At 63.3% G+C, this 19,277-nt stretch carries 16 protein-coding genes and 2 pseudogenes; 11 read left to right on the top strand and 7 right to left on the bottom strand.

What is annotated here, in order from left to right; genetic code table 11:
• The first annotated feature begins 66 nt into the window (after positions 1–66).
• Complete coding sequence (locus M727_RS0133385; RefSeq protein ID WP_027156128.1) at positions 67–2,754, top strand: EAL domain-containing protein; 2,688 nt, start codon at positions 67–69, stop codon at positions 2,752–2,754.
• Between the two features lie 69 nt (positions 2,755–2,823).
• Here the strand turns inward: M727_RS0133385 and M727_RS0133380 are convergent, their stop codons facing one another.
• Positions 2,824–3,285 (bottom strand): CAP domain-containing protein, encoded by a 462-nt coding sequence (locus tag M727_RS0133380; protein ID WP_245269160.1) that lies wholly within the window; start codon positions 3,283–3,285, stop codon positions 2,824–2,826.
• A 252-nt stretch (positions 3,286–3,537) separates the two neighbouring features.
• Positions 3,538–4,101, bottom strand: coding sequence for a TetR/AcrR family transcriptional regulator (locus tag M727_RS0133375; RefSeq protein WP_027156126.1), 564 nt, complete (start codon positions 4,099–4,101; stop codon positions 3,538–3,540).
• Between the two features lie 110 nt (positions 4,102–4,211).
• Here M727_RS0133375 and M727_RS0133370 point away from each other — a divergent pair, with 110 nt between their 5' ends.
• Together M727_RS0133370 and M727_RS0133365 are read left to right on the top strand one after the other, a co-directional pair.
• Positions 4,212–5,000, top strand: a complete 789-nt coding sequence (locus tag M727_RS0133370; protein WP_027156125.1) for an SDR family oxidoreductase — start codon at positions 4,212–4,214, stop codon at positions 4,998–5,000.
• A 61-nt stretch (positions 5,001–5,061) separates the two neighbouring features.
• Positions 5,062–6,156, top strand: a complete 1,095-nt coding sequence (locus M727_RS0133365) for an alkene reductase (protein ID WP_027156124.1) — start codon at positions 5,062–5,064, stop codon at positions 6,154–6,156.
• Positions 6,157–6,332: 176 nt separating this feature from the next.
• Here M727_RS0133365 and M727_RS0133355 read toward each other — a convergent pair whose 3' ends face one another.
• Both M727_RS0133355 and M727_RS0133350 read right to left on the bottom strand, forming a co-directional pair.
• On the bottom strand, positions 6,333–6,533 hold the full coding sequence (locus M727_RS0133355) for a hypothetical protein (RefSeq protein WP_027156123.1): 201 nt from the start codon (positions 6,531–6,533) through the stop codon (positions 6,333–6,335).
• A gap of 73 nt (positions 6,534–6,606) precedes the next feature.
• Complete coding sequence (locus tag M727_RS0133350; RefSeq protein WP_027156122.1) at positions 6,607–6,972, bottom strand: helix-turn-helix domain-containing protein; 366 nt, start codon at positions 6,970–6,972, stop codon at positions 6,607–6,609.
• A 111-nt stretch (positions 6,973–7,083) separates the two neighbouring features.
• On the opposite strand from M727_RS0133350, the gene M727_RS0133345 reads away from it, so the two are divergent.
• Together M727_RS0133345 and M727_RS0133340 are read left to right on the top strand one after the other, a co-directional pair.
• Positions 7,084–7,788, top strand: a complete 705-nt coding sequence (locus tag M727_RS0133345) for a glutathione S-transferase family protein (protein WP_027156121.1) — start codon at positions 7,084–7,086, stop codon at positions 7,786–7,788.
• Positions 7,789–7,958: 170 nt separating this feature from the next.
• A complete protein-coding gene (locus M727_RS0133340; protein ID WP_027156120.1) occupies positions 7,959–8,786 on the top strand; it encodes a DUF2189 domain-containing protein in 828 nt (275 codons plus the stop codon).
• 335 nt (positions 8,787–9,121) lie between these two features.
• On the opposite strand, the pseudogene M727_RS38800 reads toward M727_RS0133340, so the two are convergent.
• A pseudogene (locus M727_RS38800) lies at positions 9,122–10,981 on the bottom strand (pilus assembly protein).
• 373 nt (positions 10,982–11,354) lie between these two features.
• Between M727_RS38800 and M727_RS0133330 the strand changes: the two are divergent.
• The 3 genes from M727_RS0133330 to M727_RS0133320 all read left to right on the top strand — a co-directional run bounded on the left by M727_RS0133330 (position 11,355) and on the right by M727_RS0133320 (position 14,269).
• Positions 11,355–12,215, top strand: coding sequence for a TIGR01459 family HAD-type hydrolase (locus M727_RS0133330; RefSeq protein ID WP_027156119.1), 861 nt, complete (start codon positions 11,355–11,357; stop codon positions 12,213–12,215).
• Between the two features lie 26 nt (positions 12,216–12,241).
• Positions 12,242–13,225 (top strand): bifunctional riboflavin kinase/FAD synthetase, encoded by a 984-nt coding sequence (locus M727_RS0133325; protein ID WP_027156118.1) that lies wholly within the window; start codon positions 12,242–12,244, stop codon positions 13,223–13,225.
• A gap of 231 nt (positions 13,226–13,456) precedes the next feature.
• Positions 13,457–14,269 (top strand): MipA/OmpV family protein, encoded by an 813-nt coding sequence (locus tag M727_RS0133320; protein WP_027156117.1) that lies wholly within the window; start codon positions 13,457–13,459, stop codon positions 14,267–14,269.
• 40 nt (positions 14,270–14,309) lie between these two features.
• Here the strand turns inward: M727_RS0133320 and M727_RS0133315 are convergent, their stop codons facing one another.
• Positions 14,310–14,522 (bottom strand): hypothetical protein, encoded by a 213-nt coding sequence (locus M727_RS0133315; RefSeq protein WP_027156116.1) that lies wholly within the window; start codon positions 14,520–14,522, stop codon positions 14,310–14,312.
• A 55-nt stretch (positions 14,523–14,577) separates the two neighbouring features.
• Here M727_RS0133315 and ileS point away from each other — a divergent pair, with 55 nt between their 5' ends.
• Both ileS and M727_RS0133305 read left to right on the top strand, forming a co-directional pair.
• Positions 14,578–17,565, top strand: a complete 2,988-nt coding sequence (gene ileS, locus M727_RS0133310) for an isoleucine--tRNA ligase (RefSeq protein WP_027156115.1) — start codon at positions 14,578–14,580, stop codon at positions 17,563–17,565.
• Between the two features lie 191 nt (positions 17,566–17,756).
• Complete coding sequence (locus M727_RS0133305) at positions 17,757–18,434, top strand: hypothetical protein (protein ID WP_027156114.1); 678 nt, start codon at positions 17,757–17,759, stop codon at positions 18,432–18,434.
• 29 nt (positions 18,435–18,463) lie between these two features.
• Here M727_RS0133305 and M727_RS0133300 read toward each other — a convergent pair whose 3' ends face one another.
• Positions 18,464–18,916 (bottom strand): nucleoside deaminase, encoded by a 453-nt coding sequence (locus M727_RS0133300; RefSeq protein WP_027156113.1) that lies wholly within the window; start codon positions 18,914–18,916, stop codon positions 18,464–18,466.
• A 77-nt stretch (positions 18,917–18,993) separates the two neighbouring features.
• Between M727_RS0133300 and M727_RS43665 the strand changes: the two are divergent.
• Positions 18,994–19,277, top strand: a pseudogene (locus M727_RS43665) (RNA pseudouridine synthase); the annotation flags it as partial.

The following is a 19,277-nucleotide window of genomic DNA, read 5'->3' as shown; positions in this document are numbered from 1 at the left end:
GCGGTCGCTTAGCTTGCAGCGAGCTTTCCTTGCTTTGCGCCAGGCGCCGAACCGGAGGAACTGTGTTTGGTCACGAAATCATCGAGGCAAGCCGCCCAAGCGCCCGAATCGACCGAGATTGCCACGCTGGCGAAACTGGCGGGCTCCTCGTACGAGACGCTCGAGCGCGAACTCAGGGCTACGATCGCAACACTCGAGCAGCAGGCGTTGCGATTCGAGACGGCGATCGACAACATCTCGCAAGGCATTTGCTTTTTCGACGCCGCCGAACGGCTGATCCTGTGCAACCGCCGCTATGCGGAAATTTACCGCATCGCACCCGAACATTTGCGCCCCGGCCGGACGCTGGGCGAAATCGTCGAACGCCGCATCGCTGCCGGGACATCCGCGATGGCCAGCGACGCTTATCTCGCATTTGCCCGGGCGGTCAATTCGGGCACGACTTTGAGAAACTGGACCGCCAATCTCACCGACGGCCGGACAATTCAGATCTGCCATCAGCCGATGCCTGACGGCGGATGGGTGGCCACGCATGAGGACATAACGGAGCTCACCGCCAATCGCCTGATCGTCGACGAGCGCATCTCGCTGCAAACGCTGATCGACTGGGTGCCCGACTACCTGTGGGTGAAGGACACCGAAAGCCGCTTCGTCGTCGCCAACAGGGCCATTGCTTCCGACAGCGGCAAGGCCAAAACCAGTGACATGATCGGTTTGACCGATTTCGATCTTCATGCCCCCGAGCTTGCGCAGAAGTTTCGCGCGATCGAGCAAGGCGTGCTGCGCAGCGGACAGCCGATGATCGATGAGGAAGAGTTCGTTGTCGATGCGTCAGGCGCCGGCAAATGGTTTTCGTCGACGAAGGTGCCGTTGCGCAATGTTCAAAACGATATCTTCGGTCTGGTCGGCATCGCCCACGACATCACCGCCCGCAAGCAGGCGGACACCCTTCGAGACGGGCAGGCGCAGATACTGGAAATGATCGCGACGAGCGCCCCGCTCGAAGATGTGCTCGACTGCCTCATGCGCCTCGCCGAGTCTCAGTTGACGGGGATATTCGGTTCCGTCCTGTTGCTCGACAAGGATGGCAGCCACTTGCGGCACGGCGCCGCGCCGAGCTTGGCAAAGGCCTATACGAGCGCCATCGACGGGATCGCCGTCGGCCCCAAAATGGGATCCTGCGGAACCGCTGCCTACCGGCGCGAGCCGGTCATTGTCGCGGACATCATGCACGACCCGCTTTGGCACGATCACTGCGAATTGGCGGCGGCCTATGGCTACCGTTCGTGCTGGTCGACCCCGATCCTGTCGCACCAGGGCGCTGTGCTGGGCGCCTTTGCCATGTACTCGACGACCGTGCGCGAGCCGACCGCGGCCGAGACCCGGCTCATCGATTTCACGACGCGTATTGCCGGGATCGCCATCGAGCGCAAGCTGGCCGAAGATCGGATCCACTTCATGGCCAACCATGATGTGCTGACCGGACTGCCCAATCGCGCTCTGCTCGAGGACCGGCTTTCGCAGGCGATCCTCTACGCGCAGCGATACGATCGCTGGGTGACGGTGGTGTTCATCGATCTGGACAATTTCAAACTCGTCAATGACACGCTTGGCCACAATGCCGGGGACGAGCTGTTGAAGACCGTAGCCGGCCGTATCGTCGAGCGCGTAAGGGCGACCGATACGGTCGTGCGGCTTGGTGGCGACGAATTCGTCGTCGTTCTGTTCGATCAACCGACGAATGTCGATCTCATCTCCGAGACCCTGCAAGCCATTCGGGCGGCGATTGCAGAGCCGGTTCAGCTCGGAGCACATCGGCTGAGGGCGACGGCCAGTATCGGCATCGCCAGCTACCCCAAGGATGGGACCAACCCCGACACGCTGCTGGCCAATGCCGATGCGGCCATGTATCGCGCCAAGGAATTCGGCCGCGACAATTTCCAGTTCTACGCTCCCGAATTCAACACCAGAGCGCATGAGAAATTCGTGCTTCAGGAGGACTTGCGTAACGCTCTGGCCCGTTCGGAATTCACGCTGTTCTACCAGCCGCAAGTCGATCTTCGGTCGGGCCACGTCTTTGCCGTCGAAGCATTAATACGCTGGAATCATCCGACGCGGGGCATGTTGGCACCGACCGCCTTCATTCCGACGGCCGAGGAGACAAGTCTGATCGTGCCGATCGGCGATTGGGTCCTGCACGAGGCCTGCCGGCAGAACAAGGCATGGCAGGATGCCGGCCTGCCGCCGATGACCGTCTGCGTGAATGTGTCGACGCGGCAATTCAGGGAAAAGAACCTGATCGGCCGTGTCGCCGATGCCCTGAAAGTCAGCGGTCTGGAGGCCAGATATCTCGAGCTGGAGGTGACCGAAAGCCTGATCATGCAGGATATCGACCTGGCGGTCGCAACGATGAATCAGCTGCAAAACCTGGGCGTTCAGATCTCGATCGACGATTTCGGAACAGGCTACTCCAGCCTCAGTGCGCTCAAGACCTTTCCAGTGGCGCGGCTGAAAATCGACAAATCGTTCATCAACGATATCGCTGCTGACGAAAACGACCAGGCTGTCGCCAGCGCCGTAATATCATTGGGTCAAAATCTGAATCTGAGGGTCATTGCCGAGGGCGTCGAGACGGACGATCAGGTGGCCTTCCTGCGCAAGAACAACTGCGATGAAATGCAGGGCTATCATTTCAGCGAACCGGTTTCGGCCCCCGACATCGAGAAAATGCTCAGTGGCGAACCCATGGATTGACGGGTCGATCATGATCTCTTCAGCCGACGCGGCATTGCCGACGGCGCGGATTGGCCTTTGCCCGAGTTCCTATTTGCCCAGGACAAGGCTCCAGTAGCGCCGCGAGCTGTCGCGGCCGTCCCGCACATAGGCCAGGCCGAAGCGGGTGAAGCGCGGGTCGAGCATGTTGCGGCGGTGGCCGGCCGAATGCATCCAGATGTCGAACAGCTTCTGCTGATCGAAACGGCCCTCGGCGATGTTTTCGGCGGCAGCACCGGCAATGCCGTTGCCCTTGACGCGCAAAGCAAATCCCTTGCCCCAGCCGGTCGAGTGGGTCATGCGGCCGCCGCGCGCCATATAGCCGGACTGCTGCAGGGCTGCCTGTTCGAGCTGACGGTCGGGGACAAGCGGTTCGAGCCCGGCTGAGGCGCGGATGCCCGCCAGCGTGCCGACAGCGGAGGCCGAGACCCCGGCGCCTTCGCCGGTGGGCAGCACAGTGGCACAAGCGGCAAGCCCGGCCAGCGCGGCAAGGCCGGCAGCTCTAAGCAGCATTCGCCTGTTTGGCGTCGGGCGCATTTCGTCAGAGCGGGGTTCTAGGGATGGTTGATTGGCGGTGTCGGTGAGCGTCATGCCTGCCTGACATAGCGGCAATAGTGGCTTTTGCCGGGCAGGCGTTCAGAAATCTCGCTCGCTGCCCCCTTAGCCGTCCGCGAACCCCGCTGATGCGCGCTGCGGCGCGATATTCTCCAAGCTTGCCGCCCAACCACCGCCGGTAGCCGCATTGCTCAAGGGCGCTCCTGGCGGCTATCTGGCAGACACTTGGCTGATCCCGGTATCGATCCAGGCACGCGTCTGTTCCAGAACTTCATCCGCAAGCGCGGGATCGTCGATAGCCCGGGCGAGGATCACTGCCCCCACCATCGCTGCCCAGCATCCGATCGCTGCGCGGCGTCTGTCTGCCGGATCCAACTCCGGCAGCGTCTTGCCGATATGGTCGATCTGCGAGCGAAGGCCTTCGGTCATGGCCGAGCGGGCAGCCGGGGTCTGATGGCGGATGTCCGCAACAAGGCCCGCTGTCGGGCAACCACCGGCGGCATTGTCGCGATGCCGGGGCGAAAGATAGGCATCTGCATAGGCGCGAAGGTCGCCCCCTCCGCTTGAGTCCGCGGCGAGGACATGGGCAAGGGTTTGGGCGATCAGGTCGTCCTTCGAGCTGAAATGGCCATAGAAGCCGCCATGGGTGAACCCGGCGGCTTTCATCACCTCCGCCACGCTGACCGCGTCAAACCCCTTGTCGCGAAACAGCCGGCTGGCAACATCCAGAATTCGGCGGCGGTTCTCCGCCATCTGTTCCCGACCGACCTTCATTTCAAAATCCTCCGCCGGCGCCGTTGACATTTACATGATGGGTATCATATTTACCTGCATTCATGATGATCGTCATGAATATAGAGTCCATCAGAGAAAAGAGCAATGCCATGACCACCATTCCGTCAGTCCTCATAACCGGCGCCTCCACCGGCATCGGAGCCGCCTATGCCGAGCGCTTCGCGCGCCGCGGGCACGACCTCGTGCTGGTTGCCCGTGACACGGCACGAATGGAGGCTCTGGCGGCCCGTCTGCGTCAGGAAAATGGCGTGGCGATCGACATCATCCAGGCTGATCTTACGCAGCCTGCCGAGCTTGCAACGGTAGAGACGAGGCTGCGCGATGACGCCAGCATCGGAATCCTCGTCAACAATGCCGGAACGGCCATCGGCGGAAGCTTTATCGAGCAGAGCACCGATGACCTCGCGCGGCTGGTTGCGCTCAACACCACCGCGCTTCTGCGGCTAGCCAGCGCCATCGCCCCGCGTCTTGCGACGGCCGGCAAAGGGGCGATCGTCAACATCGGCTCCGTGGTCGGCCTGGCGCCGGAGTTCGGCATGACGGTCTACGGCGCAACCAAAGCCTTCGTGCTGTTTCTGTCGCAGGGACTCAGTCTCGAGCTCGCGCCGAAGGGTGTCTACGTCCAGGCCGTGCTTCCCGCCACGACGCGAACGGAGATCTGGGGACATGTCGGCGCCGACGTCAACACGCTTTCCAACGTGATGGAGGTGGACGATCTGGTGGATGCGGCGCTGGTCGGCTTCGACCGCCGCGAACTGGTGACCATCCCGCCGCTACCCGATGCCGGGCAGTGGGACGCGCTTCAGGCCGCACGCCAGGCCATGCTTCCGAACTATCGGAACGAACATCCCGCCGAGCGGTACCGCACGGTCGCCTGAGCACCAACGAAGCCATTTCGATAAACGACCCGCCGCGGCGGGGACAAAACAAAGGTGACCTATGACAAGCGCAACGCTGTTTGAGCCCTATACTCTCGGCTCGCTGACCCTCTCCAATCGTATCGTCATGGCGCCGCTGACGCGCAATCGCGCCGGCCCGGGCTTCGTTCCAGGCGATCTCGCCGCGCAGTATTACGGCCAGCGCGCGTCGGCCGGCCTGCTGATTTCCGAGGCCACGCAGATCTCGCAGCAGGGACAGGGTTACCAGGACACGCCCGGCATCTACTCCCAGGCTCAGATCGGCGGCTGGCGCAAGGTCACCGACGCCGTGCACGCCAAGGGCGGGCGGATTTTTCTGCAGCTCTGGCATGTCGGCCGCGTCTCGCACGTCGACCTGCAGGAGAACGGCGCCGCGCCTGTCGCGCCCTCGGCGATCCGGGCCGCGACCAAGACCTTCGTCGGCAACGGCTTTGTCGACGTTTCGGAGCCCCGCGCACTCGAACTGGATGAATTGCCGGGCATCGTGGAGGATTTCCGCAAAGCAGCTGCGAACGCCATCGAGGCTGGCTTCGATGGCGTCGAGATTCACGGCGCCAACGGCTATCTGCTGGACCAATTCGCCAAGGACGGCGCGAACCTCCGCACGGATGCTTATGGCGGATCGGTCGAGAACCGCGCCCGGCTGATGCTGGAGGTTGCGACTGCGGTGGTCGAGGAGATCGGCGCTGAGCGCACCGGCATCCGGATTTCGCCCATCTCGCCCGCCAACGGCGTCTCGAGCAGCGCCCCCCAGGCGCAGTTTGACTATATCGTCGATAAACTCGACGTTTTGGGCATCGTCTACATCCATGTCGTCGAGGGCGCCACGGGCGGATCGCGCGATGTCGCGCCGTTCGACTTCGGATCACTCCGCCGGCGCTTCAACAACACCTATATCGCCAATAACGGCTATGACCTCGAGCTCGCGGGGTCGCGGCTTGCCGACGGCAAGGCGGACCTGTTCGCCTTCGGGCGACCGTTCATCGCCAATCCCGATCTTGTGGAACGGCTGCAGACGCGCGCGCCGCTGGCCACGTTCGATCAGGCGACGCTCTATGGCGGCGGCTCCGCCGGCTATACCGACTATCCCGCGATCGCCGCTTCAAGCCAGCCATGAGCCATCGGAGCGCCGCGCCCGCGCGGCCATCCCACGTCGACAGCAGCGCCGCCGCCTTCGCCGGTGGGCAGCACGGTGGCGGCAAGGCCGCCTGCCTGGCATAAACGCGATCCTGGCTGCCAAATAGATCGGGCGTGGATTGTTTCCACGCCCGATCGAATCAGCGCTTGGGCAGTTCAGGCCTTCGGTATCCCAGCCAGGGGGGCGACCAACTCGTCGTCCGCCACGTCTGCCTCCTCGAACAGACCGGCCCCGTCAGCATCCGTTTCCCGCGGCCGCGTCGAGACCAGATCCTTCAGAGAGCCACCGGCGCCGGCGATGCCGGCTTCCTTCAGGAGCGCGTCGATCAGAGACTTGTTGCCGGTGAACTTCAGCAACGGCCCGGACGGCAGATCCCACCCAAAGCAGTTGTACAACGTATAGTTGCAATCGTCAGATTTCCCCCACTGCTTATTCCGCCGCCACCGGCCTTGTTTCCGGCGTCGATGAGACCCGGCCGGCCCGATCGTCCTCGGTAGCTTCCCACCAGTCGCCCAGGGCGTCGATGAGCGGCACAAGCTTGAGACCCGCTGCCGTGAGATCATAGTCGACGCGTAGCGGATAGCCGGCATGCGCCGTTCGCCGCACGATCCCGGCTTCCTCCAGCTTACGCAGTTCCAGCGCCAGAATGCGATGCGACACGGTCGGGTTGTCACGCCTCAAGTCGCTGAAGCGCTTGGTCCCGTCCTTGAGATAGTAGAGCAGCAAGGTCGGCCAGCGACCGCTGAGCACACGCATGGCCTCTTCGATCGGGCAGCTTGAGACGGCATCTTTCATGGCGGATCCTGGTTACAAAATAGTGCGTAATTTACATGGGACGACCAGTGTTTAGGGTCAAGCTTCGCTGCGCAGCGTGACCCCTGAACATGGAAGAGGACAAACAAACAAATGGAACCTATCCTCCTTTACGGCGTCCCGGCGGGAAGTTCGATGGGGCTCGTCGCTGCTTTTGAACGCCTCGGACAGCCCTACCGCCTGTGCCGCGTCGACATGCTCACTGAAATGAAGAACGACGCCTATGCCCGCATCAACGGCCGTCAGGAAACGCCGGTGATGATCACCGACGAAGGCAGAGTGCTCACCGAGACCATGGCGATTGCCGCTTGGCTGGAAGCCCGCGACACGCAACGTAGTATCAGCTTCGACCCGCGCTCGCCGGAAGCCGACCGGATGCATCAGCTGATGGCTTTCGTGAACACCGGTTTCACCGCCGCTTTCACCCCGCTCTGGGCTGCCTATGAAATGGAATCGGCCGAACCGGCCCTGCTGGCCACCTTGCGTGACTTTGGCCGCCAGGCTGTTGCCGAACGCCACGACCGGCTTGAGGCGATGATCGGCGACACCGACTTTCTGGTCGGCGACCGCCTGACGCTTACCGATACCACGCTGATCGGCGTGGCACGTTGGGCGGAGTTCCACCAGGCGGTCGACGGGGCCGCAAATCCCAAGCTGGCAGCGCTGCGCCGCCGGATCGAAAGCGATCCGGACGTGCGATACGCGCAGGCCATCGAGGACGGCGAAACGCCGGCGGGTTCGGGTGCCTGCCTTGGCCACGTTCCGCTGGCCGAGGTGATCGAACGATTTGGTGTCTAGCACACGCCAGCGGCGCGGCACGAACACGGCCTGTGCCGCGCCGCACTTGCTCAACCCCACCCGATTCGCGACAAGCACATCGAATTCGGCTATCATGCCATCGCTCTTGAAGTGGCAGCTACGGGCGGCCATCCTGGCGGTGGCCGTCCCCTGAATACGGGAGAATGGGTATGGCCAGCTTTCATGTCATGTCGGACGCGCGTGGGATGCACGTGCAGCCCAGGGTGCGCCGCATCACCACGGCGGACCTGATCGATGTGCTGCGGCTCGGCGTCGAGGATTTTTGGGCAAAGCCATCGCATTACGTCTTCCTGTGCCTGATCTATCCGGTGGTCGGATTGGTCCTTGCGCAGTGGACGACATCCGGCGCCTACGCCATCCAGCTGCTTTACCCGCTGATGTCCGGCTTCGCCCTGCTTGGACCGTTCGCCGCGATCGGCCTCTACGAGATCAGCCGCCGCCGCGAGCTCGGCATCGACACGTCCTGGTGGCACGCGCTCGAGGTGCGCCACTCGCCGGCGCTGCCGGCGATCGCAGTCATCGGCATCATGCTGGTGGCACTGTTCCTGCTCTGGCTGTTCACCGCGCAATCGATCTACACCAGCCTGTTCGGCGCTCAGCCGCCGGCCTCGATCGGTGGCTTTGTGCGCGAGGTGCTGACAACGCCCAAAGGCTGGACGCTGATCCTGCTCGGCAATGCGGCCGGCTTCGTCTTCGCCGCGATCGTGCTGGCGACGACGGTCGTCGCTTTCCCGCTGCTGCTCGACCGCGATGTCGGCGTGGTCTCGGCGATCGAGACCTCGGCACGGGCGGTGATGACAAACCCGCTGCAGATGGCGCTGTGGGGCCTGATGGTCGCCGTGCTGCTGGTCATCGGCTCGATCCCGCTGTTTGCCGGGCTCGCCGTCGTCATGCCCGTGCTTGGCCATGCGACGTGGCATCTCTATCGAAGGCTGGTCGAACCGGAGCGGGCGCAGCCGGACCGGCGGCCGATGTAGGCGGAAGCGGCGTTTGGCGCTGCGTGTCGGTCGCCATCCGGACATCTCCTCACGCGGGGGGAGATCGCCGCCGAGGTTTTCGCTCTACGATGTACCCCCACCCCTAACCCCTCCCCACAAGGGGGAGGGAGACTTCCGTTGGCGCCGACCTCGGCAGATTGCCTGCCTTTCGGCGCCAAAGGCGAAGTTAAAGGTGCGCGGCAGCGTTCCCTCCCCCTTGTGGGGAGGGTTAGGGTGGGGGTCCACCTTCGCAAGAATCCCTATGTGGTTGTGCTGCGCGTGAAAGAGGGTCCCTTAAGTCACCACTCCTCGCCTTCAGCCGACCCCCACCGCCTTCAGCCGACGATGCGCAGGTTCGACAATTCGTTGGCGATTTCCCTGAAATTGTCCGACAGCGTCGCCCCGGTTGCGTTCCAGAACAGCTTGGCCGGCTTGGTCGGATCGGTGGGATCCTTGCGGAAGCGCGAGTCCGAGGAGCAGGCCTTCAGCGCGTCGAGTGCTTTCTTGTCGCCGGCATCGGTGGTTGACAGGTCGAGCGCAACGGTCATGACGAGAATGTTCGAATTTTTCGCGTTGCCGCAAAGGGTCTGCATCTGCTCGTCCAGCGCGGCAGTGTAGTTGGCGCCGGTGTAGGTCGTCTTGCCGATGTCGGTGCTTGTGTTCATGAACAGGCGCGTCACGCTTCCGGACCCCGGATATGTCAGGCCGGTGTAACCGTAAGCGGCGTAGGTCGACCTGTTATTGGCATAGCCGCTGTCGCTGACGGCGCTGTAGGTATTGGCGCCGTCGGTCAGCACGATGACCACTTTGTCGTTGCCTCTTTCAGTGTTCGGCCGGCCCTCGGTGAAAGGTTCGTTGCTCGACACCGTCCGCCAGCCCCAGGCAAGGCCTTCCGGCACGTTGGTGTTGCCGTTCGGCGCCATGGCGTCGATGGCGTTGTCGATCTCCTCTTTCTGGGCAAGCTGGGTCACGTCTTTGAGCGGTGTGATCGGGTTGGTCGTGCAGGACGAATTCGGACCGTCGCCCGAGGCAGCCGACTTTGAGCCGTAAGGCTTGACCAGGAAATATTTGCGCATGTCCGACTGCCGCTGCGAAGCGGTTGGGATGTCGGTGTAATAGGGCCAGTCGGCCCACCAGTTGTTGCCGTAACCATAGGACAGATAGGTCACGTCGTTAGCGCCGTCGCGGTTGAAATCGAGCCAGAGCGTGCCGGCCTCGTCGGGCGCAACATCGGCACGAACAGCGTGGCAGGCGTGGCGGTACTCGGCGTCGTGTCGTCGTTGTTATAGGGGTACGGCCTCGCCTCCACGCAACCCTGCCAGCTCGCATACCGGCTGGTGGTGTAGATATATTCCGGGGTGGTCCAGTGGCCGGTCCGGCAAGTGCCGTTTGTCCTGTATTGATCGCAGATGTACTGCCTGCTGTTGGTACCAGACGCCGTTGAGCTTTTCGGCGTATTTGTCCGGATCTTCGGCAGCGGTCATCTTCGCCCAGTCGAAATCCTCGTGCTGGATCGGGGAGATGCCGTCCTCGTCCATCCAGCTATCCATGTCATGGGTGGGACCGACATTGACCGAAGCAGCGAACGGCACGAGGGAGAACTGCACCGGTTTGCTAACCTGCTTCATCTGCTGCAGCGCCAGCGTATCGACAAGCTGCTTTGCGGCAGTCTTCAGCAGGTCTATTCGCCTCGCGCCGGTGCCGGAACCGAGTTCGTTCATCGAGCCGGAATTGTCGAGCACAAGAGCGACTTCCAGCGTGTTCTTGAGGCGGATTTCCGAGCACTCCGTGAAAGTTGTAGCGCCGCTGGTGGTCCCGCCGCCCAGCAGCATGGCGGCGGCCGGCAGAAAATAGGGGCGATAGGTCAAGGCACTTCAGAGCTTCAAAGTGCCGCCACCCGCACTGCTGTTGGGCAGGGTGACGGTAAGCGACGTGTTGGCCGGATCGACGGGGCCGAGATTGGTTTCGAAGAAAGTCTTGGCGTAGGCCCTGGCGGCGTCGTCGGTTGCGCCGGAGACGACCTGCTGAGCGGTGGCGAGGCCGGCGGCGTCCAAAGCGTTCAACGTGGCGTGCTTCTGGCGCAGCAGTTCCGAGTAATCGACGCTGAGCGCCACTCCGCCCATCAGTGGCACCATCGTGATGGCCGTCATCAGCGTATAGTTGCCACGCCGGTCCCTACCGAATTTTCGGATCATTGTCTTCAGCACCCCCGCCAGAACCCCTAGTCGGCGAAAGATGCCATCAATCCTTAAATTTCAGATTGCTGAAAAACATCCAAGATCGGCTTGCTTTTTCAAGGCTCGTTAACCACGCCGCCGATGCCGGCATTGCTGCGCGCGGCTGGACCGCCCGCCGAAGCCTTCGGAATGGGGGAAGCCTCGGCAAAGCGCGGCTTGCGCGCTTGCCTTCGTCAGTGCCAGGGCAATCCTGAAACCAGGGCGATCCTTAAAAATGTGAAAGCTGGTGACAGGGTCAAGAGCTTCGGTTAATGCGAACCTGCCGCGGCGGACCCCTGCCGCGGCGGACGTCGACGGCGACGCTCGCAACCATCATGATTTGGAAAACGATATGGCGGACTCGCCCGATATCATCGGCTCGCTCGCGGATTTGTCGGGAGCCTATTGTGCCATCCTGTGCGACGTCTGGGGTGTGGTCCACAATGGCGAACGGCATTTTCCGGCCGCGGCTCTGGCGCTGGCCACCGCGCGCGAGGCGAAGATACCTGTCGTGCTGATCACCAATTCGCCGCGGCGCAGCGCCGATGTGGTGGCGCAGATGAATGCGATCGGCGTTCCCTCTGACGCCTATGACCGCGTCGTCACCTCCGGCGACGTGACTCGGGACCTGATCATGGAGGGGCCGCGAAAGATCTTCCACATTGGCGCCGATCGCGATTTCACGCTCTATGACGGGCTTGATGTCGAACTGGTCGAGGAGTTCGAGGCGTCCGGCGTGGTCTGCACCGGGCTGTTCGACGACGAGGTCGAGAAGCCGGAGGACTACGCCGATCTCCTGCGGCGGCTGCGCGCCAGGAACCTGCCCTTCATCTGCGCCAATCCCGATATCGTGGTCGAGCGCGGCGAGCGGATGATCTGGTGCGCCGGGGCCCTGGCCCGCGACTATGCCCAGCTCGGCGGGCGCACGCTGATCGCCGGAAAACCTTATGCCCCGGTCTATGACGTCGCGATGAAGGAGATCGCCGACCTGCTCGGCCGCCCGGTCGAGCGCTCGGACGTGCTGGCTATCGGCGACGGCATGATGACCGACATCAAGGGTGCTGCCGACAATGGCTTCGACGTGCTCTACGTGTCGGGCGGCATCCATGCCCGCGACTACGGCGATCCGCTACAACCGGATCCGGCCAGGCTGATCGCCTTTCTGGAAAGGCATGGCTACCGGCCGGTCGCGGTCATTCCGAGACTGCAGTAGGCTCGCTCGATGACGGAAGCCTCGAAATGACGCAAGCCTTCGAACGCGTTTCTGCCATCTCGCCGCTGCCGGCCGATTTGCGGGGTGGCGTGGTGGCGATCGGCAATTTCGACGGTGTGCACCGCGGCCACCAGGCCGTGCTCGAACGCGCGCTGGCCGAGGCCCGCCGGCGCGGCGCGCCGGCGCTGGTGCTGACCTTCGAGCCGCATCCGAGAAAGGTGTTCCGGCCCGAGATTCCGCTGTTCGTGCTGACACCGCCGCCGATGAAGGCACGGCTGCTGTCGCATCTGGGCTTTGCGGCACTCGTCGAGCAGCCGTTCACGCGCGCCTTCGCCGCACTGTCGGCGGAAGCGTTCGTGACCGACGTGCTCGACAGCAATCTCGGCATCATTCACGCCGTGACCGGCTTCGACTTCCACTTCGGCAAGGACAGGCAAGGCGGCCCGGCCTATCTGATGGCGGCCGGCGAACGCCACGGCTTCGGCGTCACCCTGGTTGACGCCTTTCGCGACGAAGGCGCCGAAGTGGTGTCGTCGAGCCGAATCCGCGCGCTGCTGTGCGAAGGCGCGGTGGCCGAGGCCGCCGGCCTGCTCGGCTACCGCTTCACGGTCGAGAGCGAAGTGATCGGCGGCCAGCAGCTTGGCCGGACGCTCGGCTTTCCAACCGCCAATATGAGGCTTTCGCCGGAAGCCACTCTGAAGGAAGGGATTTATGCCGTCCGCTTCCGCCGCGCCGACGGTACGCTTCATGATGGCGTCGCCAGCTTCGGCCGCCGCCCGACCGTCGACGACAACGGCGCGCCGCTTCTGGAAACCTTCGTCTTCGACTTCTCCGGCGATCTCTACGGCGAGATATGCGCGGTGTCCTTCTTCGGTTTCCTGCGCGCCGAGGTGAAGTTCGACGGGCTCGACGCGCTGGTCGCGCAGATGAAACGCGACGGGGCCGAGGCGAGGGCGCTGCTTGCCGGCGTCAGCCCGCTGTCCGAGCTCGACGCGGCCATTGCTTTTTGAGCGAATTCGCCAGGCCGATCGCAGCGTCGCCTGACATTTGTCGTCACTTGGCATCTTGCCAATTTGGCGGGTATCGCCGAAGGTCATGCCCGTCCCGCGAGCAGCTTGCGCCGGATGCACGCCAAAAAAGTGAGTCAGCGTGTATAGTTTAAATGAAAGTTTACCGAACCGGCGCCATGGCTCTTGGCAGGCAGGTTGTTCCCGCCGGTGTTTCGTGCGTATGGAGTGACGATGCGTTCTATCAAGGTATATCAGTTGGCCTTGGCTACCTTCATGCTGGGTTCGCCCGGTGCCGCCGAAGCCGCCGATGGCGCCTTGGGCTGGCTGTCCGGCGACTGGTATCTGACAGTCGGCGCCACCGGCCTGGTCGCCCCCGATTTCGAAGGCAGCAAGAACTATATACTCAGCGCCCAGCCGATCATCTCGCTCGGCAAGGCCGGTCCTGCGGCCCGCTTCACCTCGCGCAACGACAACATCTCGCTGGGGTTGATCGACGAAGGCGGCTTCCGCGCCGGCCTGGCCGGAAAAATCCTGTTTTCGCGCGATGGCGACGGCGCCGACGAGTTGAGAGGCCTCGACCCGGTGCGCTGGGGCGGCGAGGCCGGCGGCTTCTTCGAATTCTATCCTTTGGACTGGTTGCGCGCCCGCGCCGAATTGCGGCACGGCATTCGCGCCCATAACGGCTTCGTCGCCGACATCGCCGCCGACGCATTCCATGATGTGACGCCGGAGGTCAGGATTTCGGGCGGGCCGCGCGTTTCGTTCGCCTCGTCGGACTATTTCGACGCCTATTACGGCGTCGACGCCGAGGAAGCCTTAGCGTCGGGCCTCAGCCAGTACCGACCGGACGGTGGCGCGAAGTCGGCGGGCCTCGGCGGCGCGGTGACCTGGAAAGTGACCGAGCCGATGACGGCCAGCCTGTTCGGCGAATATTCGCGGCTGATGGGCCCGGCGGCCGATTCCAGCCTGGTCGAGGAGCGCGGCTCAAGGGATCAGTTCACGATCGGCGTCTCGACGACCTATCGCTTCGATTTCTCAATGTGAGTGCCTTGGCCCGGCAATCGCGTATCTGCCGGACGCATTGTCACCTCACAAGCTGCAGGGAAGGCACCGAGAGTTCGGGCTTTTCAATATCGGCTGTCTCGGTTAAAAGCCCAGCCATGACGAGCTTTTCGCGCCTTTTCGCGCTGACGATACGAATTACAAGCCCGGTGTTCCGGGCGGCCTGAGCGCCGCCGGAGCCGCCGGGAATTTTGCGCGCGGCCTCTCGCGCTTTTTCCAGATCATGATAGTTCAACGCCCGGGCTCTTTTGCCGGGCAATGCATATGGCAGACCAATGACCGATACGCCGATGACCGACACTGTTGAAACGATCGACTATTCCAAGACGCTTTATCTGCCGCAGACGGATTTCCCGATGCGCGCCGGCTTGCCCGAGAAGGAGCCACTGCTGGTCAAGCGCTGGCAGGACATGGAGCTTTACCGCAAGCTGCGCGAAAACGCCGCCGGCCGCGAAAAATACGTGCTGCATGACGGCCCGCCCTACGCCAACGGCAACATCCATATCGGCCATGCGCTGAACAAGATCCTCAAGGACGTCATCACCCGCTCGTTCCAGATGCGCGGCTACGACTCGAACTACGTGCCCGGCTGGGATTGCCACGGCCTGCCGATCGAATGGAAGATCGAGGAACAATACCGCGCCAAGGGCAAGAACAAGGATGAGGTGCCGGTCAACGAGTTCCGCAAGGAATGCCGCGAGTTCGCCGCGCACTGGATCAAGGTGCAGGGCGGCGAGTTCCAGAGGCTCGGCGTCGTCGGCGACTTCGACAATCCCTATACGACGATGGCGTTCCACGCCGAGGCGCGCATCGCCGGCGAATTGTTGAAATTTGCCATGTCGGGCCAGCTCTATCGCGGCTCGAAGCCGGTGATGTGGAGCGTTGTCGAGCGCACCGCACTGGCCGAGGCCGAGGTCGAATACCAGGACTATGAGAGCGACACGATCTGGGCGAAGTTTCCGGTCGTCAGCCTTGCCCGGCAAGTCACCGACGTCATCGATGGACAACTCGCAAAGCTGGATCCGAAGCTGACGCAGACGTCACTGGACTTGCTGGAGGCCGATGTCGTTATCTGGACGACGACGCCATGGACCATCCCCGGCAACCGTGCTGTCAACTATTCGCCACGCATCAACTATGGCCTCTTCGAGGTTACTGCGGCCGAGAATGCTTTCGGCCCGCAGCCTGGCGAAAGGCTGATCTTTGCCGAAGCGCTGGCGGAAGAGGCTGCAACCAAAGCCAAGGTGACGATGAACCGCCTCCGTAGCATTTCGGCCGAAGAGATTGGAAGCCTTACGCTTTCTCATCCCTTCAAAGGTTTGAATGGCGGCTATGAGTTCGATGTCCCAATGCTCGCCGGCGAGCATGTCACCGACGAAGCCGGCACCGGTTTCGTCCACACGGCGCCGGGCCATGGCCGCGAGGATTTTGACGCCTGGATGGATGCGGCTTCGGATCTTCGCCAGCGCGGCATCGACACAGCGATCCCGTTCACCGTCGACGATGCCGGCTTCTTCACCAAGGATGCGCCAGGCTTCGGCGCGGACCGCGATGGCGGTGCGGCGCGCGTCATCGACGACAATGGCAAGAAGGGCAATGCCAACCAGGCGGTCATCGACGAGTTGATCAAGCGCAACGCGCTGTTCGCGCGCGGGCGGCTGAAGCATTCCTATCCGCATTCGTGGCGGTCGAAGAAGCCGATCATCTTCCGCAACACGCCGCAATGGTTCGTCTTTATGGACAAGGAGCTCGGCGACGGCACGACGCTGCGCAGCCGTGCCCTGAAGGCGATCGACGACACCCGCTTCGTGCCGGCCGCCGGCCAGAACCGCATCCGCGCCATGATCGAGGAGCGCCCCGATTGGGTGCTGTCGCGCCAGCGCGCCTGGGGCGTGCCGATCGCCGTCTTCGCCGATGCCGACGGCAACGTCCTGCGCGACGAGGCGGTCAACCAGCGCATCATCGACGCCTTCGAGAAGGAAGGCGCCGACGCCTGGTTTGCGGCCGGCGCCAAGGAGCGTTTCCTCGGCAATCACGACGCCTCGAAATGGCAGCAGGTGATGGACATCCTCGACGTCTGGTTTGATTCCGGCTCGACCCATGTCTTCACCCTGGAGGATCGTCCGGATCTGAAATGGCCGGCCGACGTCTATCTCGAAGGTTCCGACCAGCATCGCGGCTGGTTCCACTCCTCGCTGCTCGAAAGCTGCGGCACCAGGGGCAGGGCGCCTTACGACACCGTCGTCACCCATGGGTTCACCATGGACGAGGAGGGGCGGAAAATGTCGAAGTCGCTCGGCAATACCGTCGTGCCGCAAGACGTCATCAAGCAGTCGGGCGCCGATATCCTGAGGCTATGGGTGGTGACCACCGACTACTGGGAAGACCAGCGGCTCGGCAAGAACGTGCTGCAGACCAACATCGACGCCTACCGCAAGCTGCGCAACACCATCCGCTGGATGCTGGGCACGCTTGCCCATGACGATGGCGAGGACGTGCCGCTGGACAAGATGCCGGAGCTGGAGCGGCTGATGCTGCACCGGCTCGCCGAACTCGATGAAGTCGTGCGGGCGGGCTACGACGCCTTCGAGTTCAAGCGCATCACCCGCACGCTGCTCGACTTCATGGTGGTCGAGCTGTCGGCCTTCTATTTCGACATCCGCAAGGACGCGCTCTACTGCGAGGCGCCGTCCAGCGTGAAGCGCAAGGCGTCCGTGCAGGTGGTGCGCCATCTGTTCGACTGCCTGGTGAAATGGCTGGCGCCGATGCTGCCCTTCACCATGGAGGAGGCCTGGCTCGACCGTCATCCGGACGCCGTCTCGGTGCATCTCGACCAGTTTCCGCCAATCCCGGCCGACTGGAAGAACGAGGCGCTGGCGGAAAAATGGCGCAAGGTGCGGCAGGTTCGCCGTGTCGTCACCGGCGCGCTGGAGATTGCGCGCGCCCAGAAGGTCATCGGCTCGTCTCTGGAAGCGGCGCCGGTCGTCACGCTCGATGATGCGGCGCTCGAAGCGGCGATATCAGATGTCGACATGGCCGAAATGGCGATCACCAGCGATCTGATCATTGCGCATGGCAGCGCGCCTTCTGGCGCCTTCACGCTGGACGATGTCAAGGGCGTCGCCGTGGTGGTCGAGAAGGCCGAGGACCGGGGTCTGCTCAAATGCGCGCGCTCATGGCGCTACACGGCCGATGTCGGGCAGGACAAGGAATTCCCCGACGTTTCGGCGCGGGACGCGGCGGTGCTGCATGAATTGAAGGCGCTTGGCCGTATATAAGGCGGTGCACAAATGCCACGGCAGGCGACTGATCGGCCCTCACTCGTTGCCCTTAACGAGTGGTTGAGGTAAACACGCGAAACTCCGGACGACAAATTGTCGCCGGATTTCCGTCGGAAGAGCATAGGCGATGGGGACCGGACCTTTGGCCGGTGGCGATCGAGAGGCTGTCTAGAGTGGGACTTTTTGGCATGACCGAAAGAACTTGCGCGCGCGTTGCGCTGCTGGCGCCGCTTGTCGTATCCGGCTTGGCCCTGTCCGGCTGCATGGGCTCGCCGACCTACGGGACCAACAAGACCGCCTCCGCCCAGCTTGCCGGCGATCTCACCAGCGCTTTTTCAGTCATGCCGAAGAACAAGGAAAAGATCGACTACAAGCCGCGCCCCGAACTGGTGAAGCCGGCGAAAGGTCAGAAGGAACTGCCGCCGCCGCAGGACAGCATCGCGACGGCAAGCGCCGATTGGCCGGAATCGCCCGAGCAACGCCGTGCTCGCCTGCGCGCCGAGGCCACGCTCAATCAGGACGATCCGTCCTACCAGGCGCAGATCGTCGATGACGTCCAGACGGATCCGGTGGCGATCAAGGCTGCGATGGCGCAGTCGGCTTCCAGTCATCCGCCGGCCTGGACTCCGGCGGATTCGGACAAGGGCCGCGCCGCCGAGGTCAAGCGTCGCCTCGCCGAAAGCAAGCAGGGTGACCCGAACACCCGCAGATATCTGAGCGAGCCGCCGGTGCAATATCGCGCCGCTGCCGGCACCGCGCCGGTCGACGACCTCGGCGAGGACGAGTACAAGAAAGCACGCCGCCTCAAGAGGGAAGCGGCCGCCAAGAACAAGAGCGGCGGCATGTTCGACTGGCTGCCGTGGTAGGCTGCAGGCGCTAGGGTAGGCTGGCGACGCTACGGTTCGCGTCGCCCCTTGAAAAAATCCTTCAGAAGCAGCGCCGCGTCGCTCTCGGCCATGCCTGGATAGATGTCCGGCACGTGGTGGCAGGTCGGCGAGGCGAAGAAGCGCACGCCGTTGACCACAGCGCCGCCCTTCTCGTCGGCGGCGCCGAAATAAAGCCGGCGCAGCCTGGCGAAGGAAATGGCGCCGGCGCACATGGCGCACGGCTCCAGCGTCACATAGAGATCGTGGCCGGTGAGACGCTCGCTCGAGAGTGTGCGGCAGGCCTCGCGGATCGCCAGCATCTCGGCATGGGCCGTAGGGTCGGCAAGCTCGCGGGTGCGGTTGCCGGCACTGGCAACGACCGTATCGCCGCTGGCGATGACCGCGCCGACCGGCACTTCGCCGCGCAGGGCGGCGGCTTCAGCCTCCTTCAGCGCCAGCGCCATGAAATCCGGCCGCTTCAAGCGGTTTCCATTCCTATTATCTCCTCGCTACTCCGGCATGATCCTGTTATCTACCCGCCCAAACGAGCAAAGGCCACATGGACGACAAAAACAAGAAATTCCCGCGCCAAAAGGGTCCGGGCAAGACCGGCCCGAAACCGTCGGGCCCGCGTGGTCGTGATGCCGCTGCCGGCAAAGGCGGCAAGCCGTCCTTCGGCGCAAAAAAACCTTACGCGCCGCGTGGCGACCGCCCGATGGCCGCCGACGGCGAGCGGCCGAAGCGCGACTTCAAGAGTGGCGATAGGCCGTTCAGCAAAGGACCACGGCCCGACGGCAAGCCCTATGAAAAGCGCGAGGGGCCGCGCAAGCCATACGCCCCGCG

Origin of the sequence: Mesorhizobium sp. WSM2561 (assembly GCF_000513915.1) — a bacterium.
In the GTDB taxonomy this organism is placed as follows: domain Bacteria; phylum Pseudomonadota; class Alphaproteobacteria; order Rhizobiales; family Rhizobiaceae; genus Mesorhizobium; species Mesorhizobium muleiense.
This window is presented reverse-complemented; position numbering and strand designations above follow the sequence as displayed.